The sequence below is a fragment of the Pseudomonas amygdali genome (assembly GCF_002699855.1).
GTDB classification, from domain to species: Bacteria; Pseudomonadota; Gammaproteobacteria; order Pseudomonadales; family Pseudomonadaceae; genus Aquipseudomonas; species Aquipseudomonas amygdali.
Genome location: NZ_LKBW01000015.1, coordinates 1 through 17,652, shown reverse-complemented (window position 1 = coordinate 17,652; position 17,652 = coordinate 1). Strand labels below are relative to the sequence as shown.

The 17,652-nt window shown below is 58.8% G+C and carries 14 protein-coding genes, 1 tRNA gene and 2 pseudogenes; 5 read left to right on the top strand and 12 right to left on the bottom strand.

The window, feature by feature from the left end:
* Window positions 1–150: 150 nt before the first annotated feature.
* On the top strand, window positions 151–1,164 hold the full coding sequence (locus AO277_RS02385; RefSeq protein WP_044319445.1) for a J domain-containing protein: 1,014 nt from the start codon (window positions 151–153) through the stop codon (window positions 1,162–1,164).
* 424 nt (window positions 1,165–1,588) lie between these two features.
* Window positions 1,589–1,912, top strand: coding sequence for a DUF6124 family protein (locus tag AO277_RS02380; RefSeq protein ID WP_044319446.1), 324 nt, complete (start codon window positions 1,589–1,591; stop codon window positions 1,910–1,912).
* A gap of 295 nt (window positions 1,913–2,207) precedes the next feature.
* Here the strand turns inward: AO277_RS02380 and AO277_RS02375 are convergent, their stop codons facing one another.
* The 5 genes and pseudogenes from AO277_RS02375 to AO277_RS02355 form a co-directional block, all read right to left on the bottom strand.
* Window positions 2,208–3,479 carry a methyltransferase gene (locus AO277_RS02375; protein ID WP_044319447.1) on the bottom strand — a complete coding sequence of 424 codons (1,272 nt, stop codon included), beginning with the start codon at window positions 3,477–3,479 and terminating at the stop codon, window positions 2,208–2,210.
* A 1-nt stretch (window position 3,480) separates the two neighbouring features.
* Window positions 3,481–4,170, bottom strand: a complete 690-nt coding sequence (locus AO277_RS02370) for an ABC transporter permease (protein WP_044319448.1) — start codon at window positions 4,168–4,170, stop codon at window positions 3,481–3,483.
* Window positions 4,167–4,857: pseudogene (locus AO277_RS02365) on the bottom strand (ABC transporter permease). Before AO277_RS02365 ends, AO277_RS02370 begins: the two are co-directional and overlap by 4 nt.
* Before the next feature lie 66 nt (window positions 4,858–4,923).
* The gene (locus tag AO277_RS02360) at window positions 4,924–5,688 is read right to left on the bottom strand and encodes an ABC transporter substrate-binding protein (protein ID WP_002555783.1); all 765 of its coding nucleotides are present in this window, start codon (window positions 5,686–5,688) and stop codon (window positions 4,924–4,926) included.
* A 13-nt stretch (window positions 5,689–5,701) separates the two neighbouring features.
* Entirely contained in the window at window positions 5,702–6,475 is a 774-nt protein-coding gene (locus AO277_RS02355; RefSeq protein WP_044319449.1) for an ABC transporter ATP-binding protein, read from the bottom strand.
* Window positions 6,476–7,000: 525 nt separating this feature from the next.
* Here AO277_RS02355 and gabP point away from each other — a divergent pair.
* Window positions 7,001–8,392 carry a GABA permease gene (gene gabP, locus AO277_RS02340; RefSeq protein ID WP_004663235.1) on the top strand — a complete coding sequence of 464 codons (1,392 nt, stop codon included), beginning with the start codon at window positions 7,001–7,003 and terminating at the stop codon, window positions 8,390–8,392.
* 47 nt (window positions 8,393–8,439) lie between these two features.
* Here gabP and AO277_RS02335 read toward each other — a convergent pair whose 3' ends face one another.
* The 3 genes from AO277_RS02335 to AO277_RS02325 all read right to left on the bottom strand — a co-directional run bounded on the left by AO277_RS02335 (window position 8,440) and on the right by AO277_RS02325 (window position 11,004).
* A complete protein-coding gene (locus AO277_RS02335; RefSeq protein ID WP_044319450.1) occupies window positions 8,440–8,925 on the bottom strand; it encodes a hypothetical protein in 486 nt (161 codons plus the stop codon).
* Window positions 8,926–9,066: 141 nt separating this feature from the next.
* Window positions 9,067–10,413, bottom strand: a complete 1,347-nt coding sequence (locus tag AO277_RS29370; protein ID WP_044319451.1) for a methyl-accepting chemotaxis protein — start codon at window positions 10,411–10,413, stop codon at window positions 9,067–9,069.
* A 312-nt stretch (window positions 10,414–10,725) separates the two neighbouring features.
* Window positions 10,726–11,004 carry a hypothetical protein gene (locus AO277_RS02325; RefSeq protein WP_004655093.1) on the bottom strand — a complete coding sequence of 93 codons (279 nt, stop codon included), beginning with the start codon at window positions 11,002–11,004 and terminating at the stop codon, window positions 10,726–10,728.
* A 203-nt stretch (window positions 11,005–11,207) separates the two neighbouring features.
* On the opposite strand from AO277_RS02325, the pseudogene AO277_RS02320 reads away from it, so the two are divergent.
* Window positions 11,208–11,440, top strand: a pseudogene (locus AO277_RS02320) (ribbon-helix-helix domain-containing protein).
* 90 nt (window positions 11,441–11,530) lie between these two features.
* On the opposite strand, the gene AO277_RS02315 reads toward AO277_RS02320, so the two are convergent.
* The 4 genes from AO277_RS02315 to AO277_RS02300 all read right to left on the bottom strand — a co-directional run bounded on the left by AO277_RS02315 (window position 11,531) and on the right by AO277_RS02300 (window position 15,366).
* Window positions 11,531–11,606, bottom strand: a tRNA-Phe gene (locus AO277_RS02315).
* Between the two features lie 101 nt (window positions 11,607–11,707).
* A complete protein-coding gene (locus AO277_RS02310) occupies window positions 11,708–11,980 on the bottom strand; it encodes an oxidative damage protection protein (RefSeq protein ID WP_002555777.1) in 273 nt (90 codons plus the stop codon).
* A complete protein-coding gene (gene mutY / locus AO277_RS02305) occupies window positions 11,977–13,044 on the bottom strand; it encodes an A/G-specific adenine glycosylase (RefSeq protein ID WP_044319452.1) in 1,068 nt (355 codons plus the stop codon). Before mutY ends, AO277_RS02310 begins: the two co-directional genes overlap by 4 nt.
* Before the next feature lie 96 nt (window positions 13,045–13,140).
* Window positions 13,141–15,366 (bottom strand): AsmA family protein, encoded by a 2,226-nt coding sequence (locus AO277_RS02300; RefSeq protein WP_044319453.1) that lies wholly within the window; start codon window positions 15,364–15,366, stop codon window positions 13,141–13,143.
* Between the two features lie 428 nt (window positions 15,367–15,794).
* Here AO277_RS02300 and AO277_RS02295 point away from each other — a divergent pair, with 428 nt between their 5' ends.
* Entirely contained in the window at window positions 15,795–17,456 is a 1,662-nt protein-coding gene (locus AO277_RS02295) for an OFA family MFS transporter (RefSeq protein ID WP_044319454.1), read from the top strand.
* The last annotated feature ends 196 nt before the right edge of the window (window positions 17,457–17,652 follow it).

Sequence of the window (17,652 nt, the reverse complement as noted above, 5' to 3'; positions counted from 1 at the left end):
AAAGTGGCAATGAATCAATTTGCGATCCTGTACGGAGACCGATTTACCAGACCGAGCTGGTAAAACAAGGGCCTGCCTGACGGCAGGCCCGGGCTTTTTGGCCGATACATCTGTATCAAAAATGGCAGTCAGCCATGGACAGCAAGTGCAATGCAGAGAACGCCCACGCATTACGAGCTGCTGAGTGTTGCTCGCGATGCCTCTCCTGAGCAGATCAAGAAGGCTTATCGCAAGCTGGCGCAGAAGCTGCACCCGGACAGGAATTCCGACCCTTATGCCTCGGACATGATGGGCGTGGTCAACGCGTCTCATGATGTGCTGGCGGACCCTTCGCGGCGTGCGGCTTATGATGCGCAGCTTGCTGCCGATGAGCACAAGGCTCGTATGGACGCGTTGCGGCGCAAGCAGGCGCGTGCGGGGGGTGGGCAGGCGGTGCATGTGTACGCCGCAAACTCTGCAACTGCCACTGCAACGCCCTCTCGGGCCGCTCGGACGGGCCCGGCGCCCAAGGCTTCTCCTTCCTCTTCATCGCCTTCCAGTGACAAGCGGCGCCGCAGTGCGTGGCGTTGGGCGCTGGTGTTTGTGGTGTTTTGCGCAGCCGGGGCGTGGATGGGTTATGACCGGGATGCTGGCAAGGCGTTTGTGCCAGCCGAGGCGGTGCCGGTGGCGCAGACGTGGGTCAAGCCAGCGCCCGCCGCACCGGTTGAAGAGCCTGTGGCCAGCCCGGCCAAGCCGGTTGATGCGGTAACGTCCGAGTGTGAGGTGCCCGCGCTGGATCCGATGGGCGCGCCCTGGCCGGAAAAGGCGGGTTACGTGAAAGATATGCCGTTGCTCAAGGACAACGGCTGGTCGCAGATCACGGTGGATAACTCGGCGGGCGAGTCGGCGGTGTATGCCAAGGTCACCGATGCGGTGGGGCGCAGGGCGTTTCGGCATGCGTTTGTGCCGGCCGGTGCGGTGTTTACGTTCGCCAAGATGGACCCGGGGCTGTATCTGCTCAAGTACAAGATGATGAGCACGGGCTGTGCCTTTGCGTCGGGTCGGATCTTGCTGGAAGAGACGCCGATGGGCAGTCAGATCAAGTCCAGTGCGTACAAGCTGACGTTGCGCAAGTTGCAGAACCGTAGCGTGCCGTTTGCGCGGTTGAAGGATGATCAGTTTTAGCGGTTGGGCTATGACGTGAGTGCGGCGTCGTCTGTTAAGTCTTCGCGGACACGTCCGCTCCTACGGGCTTCGGCAATTGTGTGCAGAGATCATCTTTTGCAACGCTTTCAGGCCGGTTTTTGCAGGCTTGGTCTCTTTCTTTTGAAGGACATTTCCGAGAGAATCCCCGACCGCTTGCGCCTCTCGATGTGTGCTTCTAATCTCCGCCTGTCGCTGCATATCAGCGATCGGGTTTAGTAGCCCGCAGTGAGTTAAGGCGTAACACAGCCGCGTTTCATCAGGCTTCGTCCCGATGCTATGGCGACTGTGCGCTTGGCACCTTCGGGTGCGCCGGTTCTTAGCTCACCGGTCTACTAACTCGCGTACAGTTGCCGCCTTTCGTTTAGTAGCGAACAGGTAGCGACTTCATAGAAGGAGCTAAAGCATGGTCAAAATAACCCCCGACCCACCCAAACAGTCCAGCACCGCGCCAATCTTCGACAAGGCGGTCGTCAAGCGCGCCATGGCGTGTTACCTGCCAATCCCCCGCACTGACAAAGAACCCCACGACAGCAAGTTCGACTTCATCAGCCTGGAAGCAACCTTGGTGCATGCGCTGGATTTCCTGCGCTGTGCATCGGCCACTGCCCGCGAACTGGGCGATGAATTGTCCGGTGCGCAACGCGACCTGGCGTTTGCCTCCATGCACATGCTGGAAATGGCCAAAGTCATGGTCGAGCGCTCGCTGGAGTGTGTCGAAGAGGTCTGAAACCTCGCACTAAACAAGTCGTGCACAGGCACTTGCGTGTGCACGATTGAGCCAGATAAAAGGCTTGTTCCAGAGCCTTTACCAAATCTTTATGCACAATTGCTTGATAAAAAAATACGCGCGTTACCAGATGTGCGCACATTGGCCTGATGCGCCGCAAGGCATTGTTTTTGCGGGGTACGGAAAGGATTGCGGGAAAAAATAAGGGGCTTTAGTAACTGGCGCGCCAAGCTTTAACGCACTCATCCACATTTTCATCAACAGACTTATCCACAGGTTGCTCAATCGATTTAGGTCACGATTTTCGGGCCAGAATCAGCAGGTTGCGTGGTGTAATCCGGCTGTCACAGAAAGTGCCAACGCTGACGCTGTAGCCCTGCTCGTGGACATACATTGCCCTGTCGAGCACCAGCCACATCTCCAGCGGACGCCGAAACAGGTCGCGGACCAGTTCCAGGTTGCGCACTTCGGCCAGTCTCTTCCAGCCAGCGGCTTCCAGAGAAGCCCAGTCCTGCTGGCCCGGTGCTGGCAGATTCTTCAGTCGCGCCAGATGATTGCAGTAGTCCGCGTAGGACGCATCCAGCCAGGATGTCGGCAGCGAAGGCGTGGGCAAGTAATCGTCAATGCCGCACAAGCTGCGCTGCAGCAGGTCGAAGCCCAGACGGCGGGCCATCGAGGTGTCGCGTTGACGACGCACGCGAGCGCCAGCCGTCACGGTTTCGCTGAGTGGCAGGCCGAGTTCGTCTCGCGACAGCTTCAAACCCGATACTTTGCCGTCGCTGGACAGCGGTCGATACAGGTCGTGCCGGGTGCGGTTGTAGCAGCATGGCGCGATTGCCATGTGCCGACAGCCGGTCTGGCTTGCCAGCTCCATCAGCTGAATGTGCAGGTCGCCGCAGGCATGCAGCGCCACAGGCGTGTGCTCGGGTTGCAGGCAGCGCCAGGCGTCGTCGGCCATTACATCCTGCTGCACATGCCTGGCGTCGATGCCTTGCCGCGTACTCAGTGCCAGGCCTGCTTCGATCAGCGCCGGGTCGTGCTCCAGGCAGGTCAGACGCTGACCGCGCCCGGTCAGGCGCCGCCCCAGGTGGCCTTTGCCTGCGCACCAGTCCAGCCAGTGAGTGGTGGTATCACGCATGTCCAGATGGCTGGCGAAGGCTTCGATCTGTTGCCATTTGCGCCCCGGCACGTCGACACTCATGCGCGCATCGACTGGCTCCAGAGGATGTGAAGGCAGTTCAGCGACGTGGCTCAGGGCGACGGCTTCGGCGGCCAGTTGCGGGAACGGAAACGGCGCGTCGAGTTGTTCCGGGTGGTTATGCGCGGCCTCGGCCTGTTCCAGCGTGCGTTGCCGCAGCCAGTTTGCGAGGTCCGGGTATTTGTCTTCCCACGGCAGACGCAGGTGCGTGAACGGCTTGGGCCGCCACAAGGCCTGATGCGCGAACAGAAAGCTGTCCAGCGCACGAAAGTGGCTGCCGAGGTGTTCATCCTGCAAGCAAGGTTCAGTGGGCATAGTGGCGGCCTCGCGGGGCAAGGTGCTGACTGGGTCGACGCCAGCACCCTTCATATCAGCGCCCCTGACTGGCGTCTACACGCAATAGCTTTTCCAGCAGGCGGAAGCCTTGTACCAGCACGAACGTCATCACGAGGTAGAACATACCGGCGGCGAAGAAAATTTCTACCGGCAAGTAAGTGCGGGCGATGATCGTGCGGGCCATGCCGGTCAACTCCAGCAGGGTTACGGTGCTTGCCAGTGCGCTGGCCTTGAGCATCAGGATGACTTCGTTGCTGTAGGCAGGCAGGCCGATACGTGTCGCGCGGGGCAGGACGATGTAGAACAATGCTTTCCATTTCGACATGCCCAGCGCCCGCGCAGCCTCGACTTCACCGACCGGCACGGCCTGAATGGCGCCACGCAGGATTTCTGCGATGTAGGCGGCGGTGTGCAGGGTCATGGTGACAACCGCACACCAGAAAGGGTCACGCAGGTATGGCCACAGCGGCCCCTGACGCACCACGTCGAACTGCGCCAGCCCGTAATAGACCAGAAACAGTTGCACCAGCAGCGGTGTGCCGCGGAAGAAAAAGATGTAGGCGTAGGGCAGGGCGCGCACCGGCCAGTGACGCGATGCACGGGCGATGCCCATCGGGATGGCGAGGATCAGCCCGGCGATGACGGCAATCGCCACCAGCTCAAGGGTCAGGGTCGCGCCCTGTGCCAGGCGTGGCAGCCACTTGATGATGACTTCCCAGTTCATGACGCGCTCCTCAGAAAGCCGCGACTGGCACGCTTCTCAAGGAAGTACATGCCGGCCATGGCCAGCACGGTCAGGCCCAGGTACATGAAGGCCGCGACCATGTAGAAGGTGAACGCTTGCTTGGTGAAGCCCACGGCGATCTGCGCGTGGCGCATGATTTCTTCCAGGCCGATCACCGAGACCAGCGCGGTGTCTTTCATCAGAATCATGAACAGATTGCCCAGGCCGGGCAGGGCGATGCGCCACATCTGCGGCAGGACCAGTTTGAAGAGGATGCGCGAGCGTGACATGCCCAGCGCCAGCCCGGCTTCACGATGACCTTTGGGGATGGCCAGAATCGCGCCGCGAAACACTTCGGTCGCGTAGGCACCAAAGCAAATGCCCAGGGCGATGACCCCGGCAGAGAAAGCGCTCAGGGCCAGGTCAGGAATGTCGAACAGTTTGCCCAGAGCGCGCATGCCGTTGACGGTGCCGAAGTAAATCAGCAACACCCAAAGCAGTTCGGGAATGCCGCGTACCAGGGTCGAGTAGGTACTGCCCAGCCATTGCAGAGGCTTGTAGGGCGAGGTCTTGGCCAAGGCGCCGAGCAGTCCGAGTATCAGCCCCAGGCACAGGGCCGAGAGTGCAAGCTGGACCGTCATCAGCGCGCCAGCCGCAAGGGCCGAATCCGTGGAGATCAATGTTCATGGGCAGGCTTTGTCAGGGCCGGTCGCCGCGCTTCGACAGGAAGCGGCGGCGACGCGGTCAGGTGAATCAGAGGATGCTGAAAGGGAAATACTTGTCGTTGATCTTCTTGTAGGTGCCATCAGCGATGATTTCTTTCAGGGCCGCGTTCAAGCGCTCGCGCAGGGCATCATCACCCTTGCGCACGGCGATGCCGATCTTGTCGTCTTCAACGACAGGCTCGCCCTTGAACTCGAAGTTCTGACCCGCTTCGCTTTTCAGCCACTCGAAGCTGACGTATTTGTCGGCCAGCATGGCGTCGACGCGACCGGAGGACAGGTCGAGGAAGGCGTTTTCCTGAGTGTCATAGAGCTTGGCGTCCATGATCCCGAGCTTGTCTTCCAGCCAGGTGGCGGCCAGTGTCGATCGCTGTGCACCCACTGACTTGCCGGCAAGGCTTTCTTTGGCTTTTTCAGTGCTCGATACGTCGATCGAGGAAGTTTTCGGCGCGATGAATTGCAGCTTGTTCGAGTAATACGGGTTGGTGAAATCGACCACCTGCTTGCGCTCTTCGGTGATCGACAGCGACGAGATCAGGAAGTCGAACTTGTTGGCCATTAACGCCGGGATGATGCCGTCCCAGTCTGACGTCACCGCTTCGCATTCGACCTTCATCCTGGCGCACAGGGCCTGGCCGATTTCATAGTCAAAGCCCACCACCTGGCCACTCGCGTCCTTGTTGTTGAACGGCGGGTAGGCACCTTCGATGCCCATTTTCATTGTTTCAGCAAAGGCACTGCCGCTGAAGGCAAGGGTGGCCGCTGCGATCAGCAAGATCTTTTTGTACGACTGCATGGGTGTTGCTCCGTTAGCGGTGACTCGACATGAATTGTTTGCACCTTGCCGACAGCGGGTTTTCGAATACTTGCTGCGGTGTGCCCTGTTCTTCGACCATTCCCTGATGCAAAAACACCACTTCAGTTGATACCTGACGTGCAAAATTCATTTCGTGGGTCACCAGCAGCATGGTCCGGCCTTCTTCAGCCAGTGCGCGGATGACGCCGAGTACTTCCTGAACCATCTCCGGGTCGAGGGCCGATGTCGGCTCGTCGAACAGAATGACCTTCGGCTGCATGGCCAGCGTACGCGCGATGGCGGCGCGCTGCTGTTGCCCGCCGGAGAGCTGCGCAGGGTAGGCATGGCGTTTGTCGGCGATACCCACCTTGGCCAGCAGCTCTTCAGCCACCTCGATGGCTTTGGCCTTGCTCTGGCCCAGAACGCGACGCGGGGCCTCGATGATGTTATCGAGCACGCTCATGTGCGGCCACAGGTTGAAGTTCTGAAATACGAAACCGATCTGGCTGCGCAAGCGGTTGATCTGCCGGTTATCGGCGGCAATCAGGTCGCCGTTGCGCGCGGCCTTGAGCTTCAATTCTTCGCCGGCCACCAGAATCTGGCCCTGATGCGGGTTTTCCAGCAGGTTGATGCAGCGCAGCAACGTGGACTTGCCGGAACCGGAGGAGCCGAGGATCGATATGACGTCGCCGTCGCGAGCGGTCAGCGAGATGCCTTTGAGCACCTCAAGCTGATCGTAGCGCTTGTGCAGGTTGCGGATTTCCAGGGCGGGCGTGGCCTCGGCCATGTGGGGTCCTCATTGAAGTGTGCGCGCTGGCTGCCAGCGAACGCCAAGCTAGCACAGCGTTTAAAGGACAACCATCGACGTATTGTGTCGAGCGTGGAGGCGCTCGACGGGTTGTCTCATCCGGGCAGCGGACGGTCGCATGAAGGCAAGTACCATGCCCTGCAAAACAGGGGCGTGCGCGAAAAAGGCGCGATGTTGCCAGCTTTGGCCTGGTGTTGGAAGTAGCATTTGCTGAGTGGTGGTCTGATTTCTGCACCATGTTTGCGCTTTGAGGAAGGTTTGGGGCATTTTTGGTGCGTGCATGTAGATGAATCTGAGGCGTTTGGTAACAAATCCTACAGACTGCGTATAAAAGCCATCGTCTTGTATGCCTCACGGGCTAAGCCACAGGCCTCGTATTCTCTAAGCGACGTCGTTTTCGAAATATTTTGGCGCAATTCTTGCGTCAATAATAAAGAACGGCACCGTAGCTTTCTTTTTACGTAACGCTTCGGTGTGCCTCGCTCGTCTTGCACAGGTGGTTTTATGAGCAGTACCGCTAACTCTTCCGAGCTCGAACAAGGGCTGAAACCGCGACACATTACGATGCTGTCGATTGCCGGCGTTATTGGTGCCGGTCTGTTCGTCGGCTCCGGCCATGCGATTGCCGAGGCAGGCCCTGCCGTGCTGCTGGCCTACGCCGCTGCGGGTACGCTGGTGGTGCTGGTGATGCGCATGCTGGCCGAAATGGCCGTTGCCTCGCCAGACACCGGTTCGTTCTCAACCTATGCCGACCGCGCTATCGGGCACTGGGCCGGCTTTACCATCGGCTGGTTGTACTGGTGGTTCTGGGTGCTGGTGATCCCGCTGGAGGCGAATGCCGCCGCGACCATTTTGCATGCCTGGTTCCCGAACATCGCGATCTGGATGTTCACGCTGGTCATCACATTGCTGCTGACCGCGACCAACCTGTTCAGTGTGAAGAATTACGGCGAATTCGAGTTCTGGTTTGCGCTGATCAAGGTTGTGGCGATCATCGCGTTCGTGGTGCTGGGTGTTGCGGCAATTTTTGGCCTGCTGCCCACCAGTAACGTCAGTGGCGTGAGCCATCTGTTTGATACCGGTGGCTTCCTGCCAAACGGCATGGGCGCGGTGCTGGCGGCGATGTTGACCACCATGTTCTCGTTTATGGGCACCGAAATTGTGACCATCGCCGCAGCGGAGTCCAAGAACCCTGGCAAGCAGATCACCAAGGCCACCAACTCGGTGATCTGGCGGATCTTCCTGTTCTATCTGGTTTCGATCTTCATCGTTGTGTCGCTGGTGCCGTGGAACGATCCGCGCCTGGCCGAGGTAGGTTCGTATCAGACCGTGCTCGATGCGATGGGTATTCCGAACGCCAAGCTGATTGTCGATCTGGTGGTGCTGGTTGCTGTGACCAGCTGCCTGAACTCGGCGCTCTATACCGCTTCGCGCATGCTGTTCTCGCTCGGTAAGCGCGGCGATGCACCGGCATTGTCCAAACGCACCAGCAAGGGCGGCACGCCTTACTGGGCGGTGATCATGTCGACTGCCGCGGCGTTCCTGACCGTGTTCGCCAACTACATTGCACCGGCTGCTGTGTTTGATTTCCTGCTGGCCAGCTCCGGTGCCATTGCCCTGCTGGTGTATCTGGTGATTGCCGTGTCGCAACTGCGGATGCGCCAGAAGCGCATTGCTGCAGGCGAGGCTATCGACTTCAAGATGTGGCTGTTCCCATGGCTGACCTGGGCGGTGATCGCGTTCATCGTTGCAGTGCTGACGATCATGTTGATCCAGGAAGAGCACCGTGTCGAAATCATCGCCACCGGCCTGCTAAGCCTGCTGGTGATCAGTGCTGGCCTGCTGGTTTCGCGCCGCCGCAAAGCCGGGCGTGTAGGCGCTGCTGCGCTGGGTTGATTGGCCGCTGACTATCGTGCTGACGCTCTGCGTCGGCACGATCTCGATCAGCGTGCGGCCTTGGTGTCTCGCTTCATCAGCAGATCGGATGCCAGGGTGTAATCCTTTTGGAAGGCAGGGCTTTCGATCCATTCGATCGCCGTGTCTTCGTCTTCATCGTGGTACATGGCGCGGTACACGATCAGCAGGCCCATCATGAAGTCTGTGGCAGGGTCTTCGTCCTCTTCGGAAACGACCAGTGCCAGCACCGGGTACTGCAGGAAAACGACGCACAGCGCCAGTTGGCTGATGGCTTCGGCGGCTTTCATGGCCACGAAGAGATCATCATAGTCGGCCGGGTCGAAGCCGTTCTCTACAATGTCTTTGAAGTCGAACGTGCTTAGATCAAGTTCGACGTCATCAAACGGCAGATTGACCAGCGCAGAGGCAAACACCGGGTGGACGAGGCTGGTTGTGCCCTTGCCCGAGCGGTTCTGCTTGGCCTTGATTTTTGCGCGCTTGGCACGTTTTTGCTGCTTGTCTGGCGAGGCCATGAGCGGTCCTTTGGCTGGCGTGAAATGCGATGGCCGCTATTGAAGCGCAGACGGGCTGGATAACCAAGGCTTGGCCGTAATCTCTGGACAATAAAAAACCCGCAGGACGCGGGTTTTGATGTGCTGGGTGTTACACGATCGTCATCGCTTGCCCGGCTTTGCAAACGCTTCGGCTTCATCCATGCGCGTGGCGAACATGTTCACGGCCTCGACCGCATCGCTTGCGCCGTCGCGGATCTGCACGATGACCTGTCCGGCCTGATCGGCCAGTGTCACACCTCGAATGGCACCTTCCTGCGTGGCATCCATGCTCGCCACGGCTTCACGTGTTTCGGCGAGAATCTTGCCGATCATTTCGGCAATCTCGGTGGTAGAGCCGCTGGTACGTCCGGCCAGTTGCCGGACTTCGTCTGCCACCACGGCAAACCCACGACCCTGATCACCCGCCCGTGCCGCTTCGATGGCAGCGTTGAGCGCCAGCAGGTTGGTCTGGTCGGCGATGCCGCGGATGGTGTTGACGATGGCGGTGATCTGCTCGGAGCGATCGCCCAGTTGGCTCACCAGCTTCGCCGACGCGCCGATGTTTTCGGCAATCTGGCGCATTTCCCGAGCGGTTTCCTGAATGACCAGGGTTCCCTGTTCGGCCACTTTCTCGGTTTCTGCCGAGATATGGTAAGTACGCGACGCACCATGCGCATCGGCTTCCTGCTTTTCGACACGCTGGGTAATGTCACTGGCAAACTTGACGATCTTGTAGAGCTTGCCGTCGACATCAAAAACCGGGTTATACGTTGCTTCCAGCCAGACAACCCGGCCATGTTTGCCGAGGCGTTTGAACTGATCGCCAATGAACTCGCCCTGATTCAACTTGCGCCAGAATTCGGCATATTCCGGGCTGTTGGTCAGTGCCGGTTCGCAGAACGATCTGTGGTGTTTACCTTTGATCTCGTTCAGTGCGTAACCCATGACGTTCAGGAAGTTACTGTTGGCGGTTATCACATTGCCATTGGGCTCGAATTCGCAAACAGCCATGGCCCGGTCTACTGCTGCCAGCTTGCTGTTGGTCTCGTTTTCGAGCATTACGCGTTTAGTGACGTCCAGAGCATATTTGACCACCTTGAAGACTTTGCCCTGCGTATCGGTCACCGGGTTGTAGCTTGCCTCCAGCCAGACGCTACTGCCATTCTTGTCGATGCGCTTGAAGGTGCCGGAGATGAACTTGCCAGCCTTCAGAGACGCCCACAGGTCCGCGTATTCACGGCTGCGGAGCATCTCCGGCTCGCAAAAGTCGCGGTGCGTCTTGCTGGCCAGCTCATCGGCCCGGTAGCCCATCGTTGCAATGAAGTTATCGTTGGCACGAAGGATCTTGCCGTCGAGACCCAGCTCGACCACCGCCATTGATTTTTCCAGTGCGCTTGTCAGTCCTTTGAGTCCATCTACCTCGGCCTTCATGGCTGTCAGTTCAGCTTTGTTCTTGTTTCCGAACATAACCTGCCCCTTGGTGTGTTTGTGGACTTGCTGTGATTAGAGTATCGGCTCGAAAAGCTGCGACATGAACGGGTCATCGCAACAATCGACTGGATAAATGAAGAGATTTTCTGGCGTCAAAAAAGTGCAGTTTTTTGTCAAAAAGAAATACGCTGACTATAGGTACGCAGATATCTGGAAAAGCGCTCTGCCCGTCAAATTCAGGACAAAGAAAAGCCCGCGATGGGGGCGCGGGCTTAAGGATTCACACTTGGGAGCAGCTCTACAATGACGCGGCCGCTGTGAAAACTTTGTGAAGAGTATTCACTGTTTTCACTTTTTTTCCGGCTGGATGGTGTTGGTCACTTCGGACGTCGGCACGAAGGTCTTCGATTCTTCGGCAGCCGCTTCCTTGGACGCAGCTTTGTCCTTGGCCGCTTCGGTGTTCTCTTTGGCAGCCTCGTTCACTTTGTCCTGGGCAGACTCCATCTTCTCCTGGGATTTCTCCTGATGAGCCTGAGCGTCCTGTGCTTTCTGTTCGGATTTGCTGTCGCAGGCAGCCAGACCCAGAGTGGCGGCGATGATGAGGGCGGAGGCAGTAAACTTGAGCACGTAATTTTCCTTGTGGAAGCAAATGTATGGCTTCGATGGTGGGGAGGGAAAATTAGTTCAACGGGATGGGGGTGGCAGGGCTCTGGATGGCTGGTCTTGATTTGCTCGAAGCACTGGGCTTCCGCGCTGCGTAACGCATGTGTGAGCATGCCTCTTCCAGGCGAAGGCCTCTCGCAGTCGATAAACGATTTTGGAGTTCAAGTATGGAGACCGTACGGATGACCGATCAAAAGGGCGCTTTAATAAGCGCGCAGACTGAAGTGGGCACGTACACCAGCGACAGCCAACATATTCGCGACTTGATTCGTCGCGAACAGGCCCGGAGCGCAGACATTGAAGCCACCCGGCTTGCGCTGATGAAGGCGAGTCCAGCGGGGCGCCTCGTCCATTCAGCGTAGATGAATTCAAACGGAGAATGTTGAAGGCGAATGGCTGAGTATCGTTTCGCCCAGACAACAAAAAGCCCGCACGAGGCGGGCTTCTTGTGTGTTTTCAGGTGTGCTTGGCATCACCTGAAAACGGAAGGTGGTGCCCAGAGACGGAATCGAACCGCCGACACGGGGATTTTCAATCCCCTGCTCTACCGACTGAGCTATCTGGGCAACGGGGCGCATTAGACGTGTTTTTCAGGAGGTCGTCAAGCGTGTTTTTTAAAAAATTTGAATTATTACCGACGCTTACGACCTTCACTGCGTGAAACGCTTTATTTTTCGGGGGGAACGTAGCCTTCGGCCTGGGCGTATTCTTCGCCCGAGAGAAACTTGTCCATCTCGGTCTGGAGGAATTTCCGGTCTTCGGCGTTCATCATATTCAGGCGGCGCTCGTTGATCAGCAGGGTCTGGTGTTTCTGCCAGTCGGCCCAGGCTTTTTGCGAGACGTGGTTGAAGATGTCTTCGCCCTTGGCTCCCGGATAAGGGGCGCGTTCCAGGCCGGGCAGTTCTTCTTTGTACTTGCGGCACATTACGGTGCGGGTCATGACGACTCTCCTGCGTTCAATACGTCGGCTGCGCGTTTGAGCAGCTTTTTCACCGGGGCAGCAAGGCCCAGGCGTGGCGGGGTGGCGAGGTTATACCAGAGCCAGTCGGCCTCGGCCACGTGATCGGCGGACTCCTGGACCTTGACCAGCCAGGGTTCGATGCTCAACTGGAAGTGGCTGAAAGTGTGGATCAGCCCCGGCAGTTCATGGTGCTCGCCCAATTGCAGTGCGTGTTGCGTGGCCAGGTGCTGCAGGTCATCGAAGTCATCCAGTTCCGGAAGGCTCCACAGGCCGCCCCACAAGCCGCTGGAAGGGCGACGATAAAGCAGAATCGCGCCGTCTTCGTTGGCGAGCATCGGCATGAGCGTGCATTTCTGCGGCACCGTCTTGCGTGGTTTGGGGATGGGGTAGCGGGTTTCCAGGCCCAGCATGTGCGCCTCGCAACTGCGTTCCAGCGGGCAGAGCAGGCAGCTGGGTTTGCTGCGGGTACAGAGCGTGGCACCGAGGTCCATCATGGCCTGGGTATAGTTGTTGACCCGGCTGTGCGGTGTGAAGCGTTCAGCTGTGGCCCACAGCTGTTTGGCCACCTTGGGTTCGCCCGGGTAGCCCTCTTGCGCAGTAAAGCGCGCCAGCACGCGTTTGACGTTGCCGTCGAGGATCGGCGCGCGAAGACCCATGCTCAGGCTGGCGATTGCGCCTGCGGTGGATAGACCGATACCGGGCAGCAGGATGAGTTTTTCGACGTCACGGGGAAACTCGCCATCGTGATTGGCAACCACGATTTTTGCGGTCTTCTGCAAGTTGCGGGCGCGGGTGTAGTAGCCCAGCCCGGTCCATAGGTGCAGCACTTCGTCTTCCGGTGCCTCAGCCAGCGCCTGCACGGTCGGCAGGGCCTCCATGAAGCGGTCGAAGTAATTCAGAACGGTGCTGACCTGGGTCTGCTGCAGCATGATTTCCGATACCCAGACCCGATACGGCGTGATGTCTTGTTGCCAGGGCAGGTCATGTCGGCCATGACGGTCGTACCAGTCCAGCACGGCGCTGGAGAATTGTTCGGGTTGCATGGCCTGAAGGGCTCTCGTCGTCGGGATATGAGTCGGGATAGGAAAAGGTGCGCCAGTGGAGCGCCGCGAGGGCGCTCCTGAGCTGTTCACATTGCTCTAGCGTTTGAACAATCCCTTGAGGGCGTCCTTGAGTTCGGGGCTGACCTTGTCACCGAGTTTTTCATTCAGCTTGTCCTCAAGCTTCTCGCTGATCCGGTCGCCTGCCAGCCTGGCAGCGATCTGGCCCACGCCTTCCTTGTCCAGGCGGCAGGCTTTGGCACCCAGTTCCAGCGGGCCGCGGCACTGCACCGGCCACTCGATGCCGACAAAGCGCGGATTGATCTCGCAGGCCGGGTCCGGCATGTCGCTCTTGTCGCCTTCGACGATGATGCCGACGCGGTAATTCATGCCCAGTACGCGCAGATCGACGTCGCCGTTACCGTTGACGGCCATGCCCGGCGTACGAACCTTGAGGTCCGGGTTGCTGGCCACGCCGTTGCGTATCACCAGATTGCCGTTGAGCTGCTGGAAAGGAGTGTCCTTGGCGCGCGGTTCGCCGCTAAGCGTCTTGCGGTTGAGGATCGAAATACCCTTGCACAGCTGCTGCTCCAGGTTGGCATTGACCAGTACGCCGTTATTGAGTGCAAAGCTGGCGGTGCCGTTCAGGCTGTTGATCAGGGCTTTTTCGCTGTTGCCTGTGCCGGTCAGGCTGCTGTCTAGGTTCAGCAGGCCACGCACTGGCGGCGTCTGGCCCTGGCTTTCCAGAATGCGTTCGACCGGTACTTTGGCAATGCGCGTCTGTACCGTGGCCACAGGCGTGTCCGGACGCGCGTCCAGATTGCCCTTGACCTCGAAGTTGCCGTTGTACAGGTCGCCACTCAGCGTATCGACCTTGATAAGACCGCCGTTGGCTTGGGTCTTGAGCGCTGCGTTGTCGATGGGCAGTTTGTTCAGGGTCAGTTTGCCGAAGCTCAGGTCAGCCTCGACATCCAGCGTACGCAAGCGCTCCAGCGGCAGCAGCCTGGCAGTGCTCCAGGCGGCCTTGGTCGGTTGTTCGGGCAGCGGTGAGTCGCCCGCAGCAGCGGCGGCTTCACCGGACTGAACCTCGGATTTGCGCGCGGCCTTGGCACCTTTGCTTTCTTCGCTCTCAGCTGGACGATAGCGGTCGGCGTCGAAGGTATCGCCCTTGAGCTGGACACGCAGCGCCTGTTTGGCGAAGTCGTCCACGGCGATGCGACCGGTGAAGGTGCTGTCGTCGACTTTCAGATTGAGGTTTTCCAGCGCAAGGCTGGTGGGCGTGCCGGCGAGGCTTGTGACCATTTCAACCTTGCTCAGCGCGCCCTCGGACATGGCGGGCAATGGCTGGCCGATGTTTTCGAAGAAGGTGCGCAGGTCGAGCTGGGCGATGGACAGGCCGCCGCTGATCTGTGGCGTTTTATCCAGATCACGGGCACGCAGTTCGCCCAGTGCACGCAACTGGTTGGCTGACACTTTGAGGTTGTTCCATTCGGCGATATTGGCGGCAAGGTCTACCAGCAGCTGGCCCTGCGCCGAGAAAGTGACGGTCTTGCCCTGCAGCGGCTCGCCTGCGACTTCGCCGGACAAGCGCATGTCTTCGAATTGATAGCGCTTGAGTACGCGGTCCATGCGCAGTTCGCCGACCAGTTCGGTCTTGGCGCGCACGACGGGCTGGTTGGTGCTCAGGAACGCCGTCAGTTTGATCGGGATGTCGGATGCTTCACGAATTGGTCCGGTGCTCAGTTGAATGCTCTCGGCCGTGAAGGTTCGGCCTTTGCGGGCATCACTGTAATCCACGCGGGCGTTGTTGACAGTCAGGCTGTCGATATCCAGCCGGATGGGCTGGGAAGGGCGATCGGCCTTGGGCGCGTCCGGGGCTGGTGCAGGAGCCGGTTCGCCAGGCGCTGCGGTGGTTGCGACAGCGGGCTTGCCGATGTCTTCCCAGTTGCCATGACCGTTTTCGTCACGGTGCAGGGCCAGGTTAAGGCCTTCGACGCGGATGTCACTCATCTGCACCTGACGACGAAGCAGCGGCAGGACACGTACGGACAGGCCGAGCATCTGCACATCGGCAAACGGCTGATCGGGGGCGGTCAGGGTGGCGACATGGGCGTCGTGCAATTCCAGGCCGAGCCAGGGGAACAGGCTCCAGCCGATATCACCGTTGAGCGTCAGCTCGACGTTGGCCTTGTCGCGTGCCAGCTGGCGAATCTCGTCTTTGTAGTCGTTGGGATCAAACAGGTGGGTCAGGGCGAAGCCGAGAGCCACGATGATCAGCAACAGCCCGAGAATAAACAGCCCCAGGATTTTGCCGAACGCTTTCATGGGCGAGTCCTTGTGTCGATATTCAAAAATAGCCCGTGAGTATACCGCTCTGACGCGCGTACCGGGCTGCGGATGCCTTTATTGCTGTCCGGTCGCCGGTTTGAGGTAGCAGCGCTCCTCTCGACCCTACAGCTACATAGCTTTTCTGCCTCAACTAAGGTTTTGACAGGCTTTTCCTTATCATTTAATTGATTGCATCTATGGCGTCATAGAGCGCGCGGATTAACCGATAAAATAGATAATAAAAAGCATGTAACGAGATGCTTATTTGCCATCAGACAGTGATAGTCTCCGTTTTTGCTGGCTCAGGTGCGTCTTTTTGTCACGTATCTGAACAACCTGCCGATAAAACAGACATGGCCGCTCGGCATGGAGTCTGTGGAGGACCAGCGGACCATCTGCGAGCTTCACACATTGGGGTAATTATAATGAGCACAAGCACAGCCTTGGGCGGCGACGCCGTTCAGCCTGCGTTCTTGTCCAAAGAGCGCATTATCGCCAAGCCCGGTTTCAACCGTTGGCTTGTTCCACCAGCAGCATTGGCCATCCATCTTTGTATCGGTATGGCTTACGGCTTCTCGGTGTTCTGGTTGCCGTTGTCCAAGGCCGTGGGTATTACTGCACCCGTCGCCTGTACTCCGGACATGGGTTTCTTCGCGCAGATGTTCGCGTCGACCTGTGACTGGCAGATCTCCATGCTGGGCTGGATCTACACCCTGTTCTTCATTTTCCTGGGTTGCTCGGCTGCCATCTGGGGTGGCTGGCTGGAGCACGCAGGTCCACGCAAGGCCGGTGTTGTTTCGGCCCTCTGCTGGTGTGGCGGTCTGCTGATTTCCGCGTTGGGTATTTATACCCACCAGATCTGGCTGATGTGGCTGGGCTCGGGGGTTATCGGCGGCATTGGTCTGGGGCTGGGCTATATCTCCCCCGTTTCGACCCTGATCAAGTGGTTCCCGGACAAGCGCGGCATGGCGACCGGTATGGCGATCATGGGCTTTGGTGGCGGCGCAATGGTCGGTGCACCACTGGCCACTGCGCTGATGGGCCACTTTGCCTCGGCTGAAAGCGTTGGCGTCTGGCAGAGCTTCGTGGTGATGGCGGTGATCTACTTCATCTTCATGATCGGTGGCGCGCTGGGCTATCGCGTTCCACCAACCGGCTGGAAACCTGAAGGCTGGACCGCTCCGGCTGCCAAGGCCAAGAACTCGATGATCACCAACCGTCACGTGCACGTCAGCGTGGCCTGGAAGACACCGCAGTTCCGTCTGGTCTGGCTGGTGCTGTGCCTGAACGTATCGGCCGGTATCGGCATCTTGGGCATGGCTTCGCCGCTGTTGCAGGAAGTGTTCGCCGGCAAACTGCTGGGCGTCGATCTGACCTTCAGCCAGCTCAATGCCGACCAACTGAATGCCATTGCTGCGATTGCAGCCGCCTTCACGGGTCTGTTGAGTCTGTTCAACATCGGCGGTCGTTTCTTCTGGGCTTCGTGCTCGGACTTCATCGGTCGCAAGGCAACCTACTTCGTATTCTTCGCACTGGGCTTCCTGCTTTATGCGTCGGTTCCGACCCTGAGCCACATGGGTAGCATCGCCCTGTTCGTGGCCGCGTTCTGCATCGTGCTGTCGATGTACGGTGGCGGTTTCGCGACGGTTCCGGCTTATCTGGCTGACCTGTTCGGTACGCAGATGGTCGGCGCGATCCACGGTCGTCTGCTGACTGCCTGGGCTGCGGCCGGTGTGCTCGGTCCGGTATTGGTCAACTACCTGCGTGAGTACCAACTCGCCCACGGTGTTGCACGTGCCGATGCCTACGACATCACCTTGTACATCCTCTCGGGTCTGCTGGTGCTGGGCTTTATCTGCAACCTGCTGATTCGTCCGGTTGCCGACAAGTACTTCATGACCGACGCCGAGCTTGCGGCTGAACAAGCCATCGGTCACGACAAGGGTGCCAATGCCACGACTTCGCTGGAGTGGAAAGCATCCGCAGGCAGTAAACCGCTGGTCATCGCCGCCTGGCTGGCCGTAGGCATCCCGCTGGCGTGGGGCGTCTGGATTACCCTGCAAAAAACCGCAGTGCTGTTCCACTAAAAGCCTGTAGGTAACAGATAAGCGCTTGCACTTAGGTGCAGGCGCTTTTTTTTGTGCGCAGAATTCTTGTTCCACGCACTCTGAATCGGATGCAGAGCGTCCCAATATAGTTGAGGCTATCGTTCCACACGCTCTGGTATGCCCCCCGAAGGTTGGACAATTATCCACTTACGCTGCCTTGGCGGCCTGCATCCTG

Excerpts from the sequence above, each read along its gene's own strand:
- AO277_RS02385 (WP_044319445.1), top strand. The coding sequence starts at position 151 with ATGCAGAGAACGCCCACGCATTACGAGCTGCTGAGTGTTGCTCGCGAT.
- AO277_RS02380 (WP_044319446.1), top strand. The coding sequence starts at position 1,589 with ATGGTCAAAATAACCCCCGACCCACCCAAACAGTCCAGCACCGCGCCA.
- AO277_RS02375 (WP_044319447.1), bottom strand. The coding sequence starts at position 3,479 with ATGAAGGGTGCTGGCGTCGACCCAGTCAGCACCTTGCCCCGCGAGGCC.
- AO277_RS02370 (WP_044319448.1), bottom strand. The coding sequence starts at position 4,170 with ATGAACTGGGAAGTCATCATCAAGTGGCTGCCACGCCTGGCACAGGGC.
- AO277_RS02360 (WP_002555783.1), bottom strand. The coding sequence starts at position 5,688 with ATGCAGTCGTACAAAAAGATCTTGCTGATCGCAGCGGCCACCCTTGCC.
- AO277_RS02355 (WP_044319449.1), bottom strand. The coding sequence starts at position 6,475 with ATGGCCGAGGCCACGCCCGCCCTGGAAATCCGCAACCTGCACAAGCGC.
- gabP (WP_004663235.1), top strand. The coding sequence starts at position 7,001 with ATGAGCAGTACCGCTAACTCTTCCGAGCTCGAACAAGGGCTGAAACCG.
- AO277_RS02335 (WP_044319450.1), bottom strand. The coding sequence starts at position 8,925 with ATGGCCTCGCCAGACAAGCAGCAAAAACGTGCCAAGCGCGCAAAAATC.
- AO277_RS29370 (WP_044319451.1), bottom strand. The coding sequence starts at position 10,413 with ATGTTCGGAAACAAGAACAAAGCTGAACTGACAGCCATGAAGGCCGAG.
- AO277_RS02310 (WP_002555777.1), bottom strand. The coding sequence starts at position 11,980 with ATGACCCGCACCGTAATGTGCCGCAAGTACAAAGAAGAACTGCCCGGC.
- mutY (WP_044319452.1), bottom strand. The coding sequence starts at position 13,044 with ATGCAACCCGAACAATTCTCCAGCGCCGTGCTGGACTGGTACGACCGT.
- AO277_RS02300 (WP_044319453.1), bottom strand. The coding sequence starts at position 15,366 with ATGAAAGCGTTCGGCAAAATCCTGGGGCTGTTTATTCTCGGGCTGTTG.
- AO277_RS02295 (WP_044319454.1), top strand. The coding sequence starts at position 15,795 with ATGAGCACAAGCACAGCCTTGGGCGGCGACGCCGTTCAGCCTGCGTTC.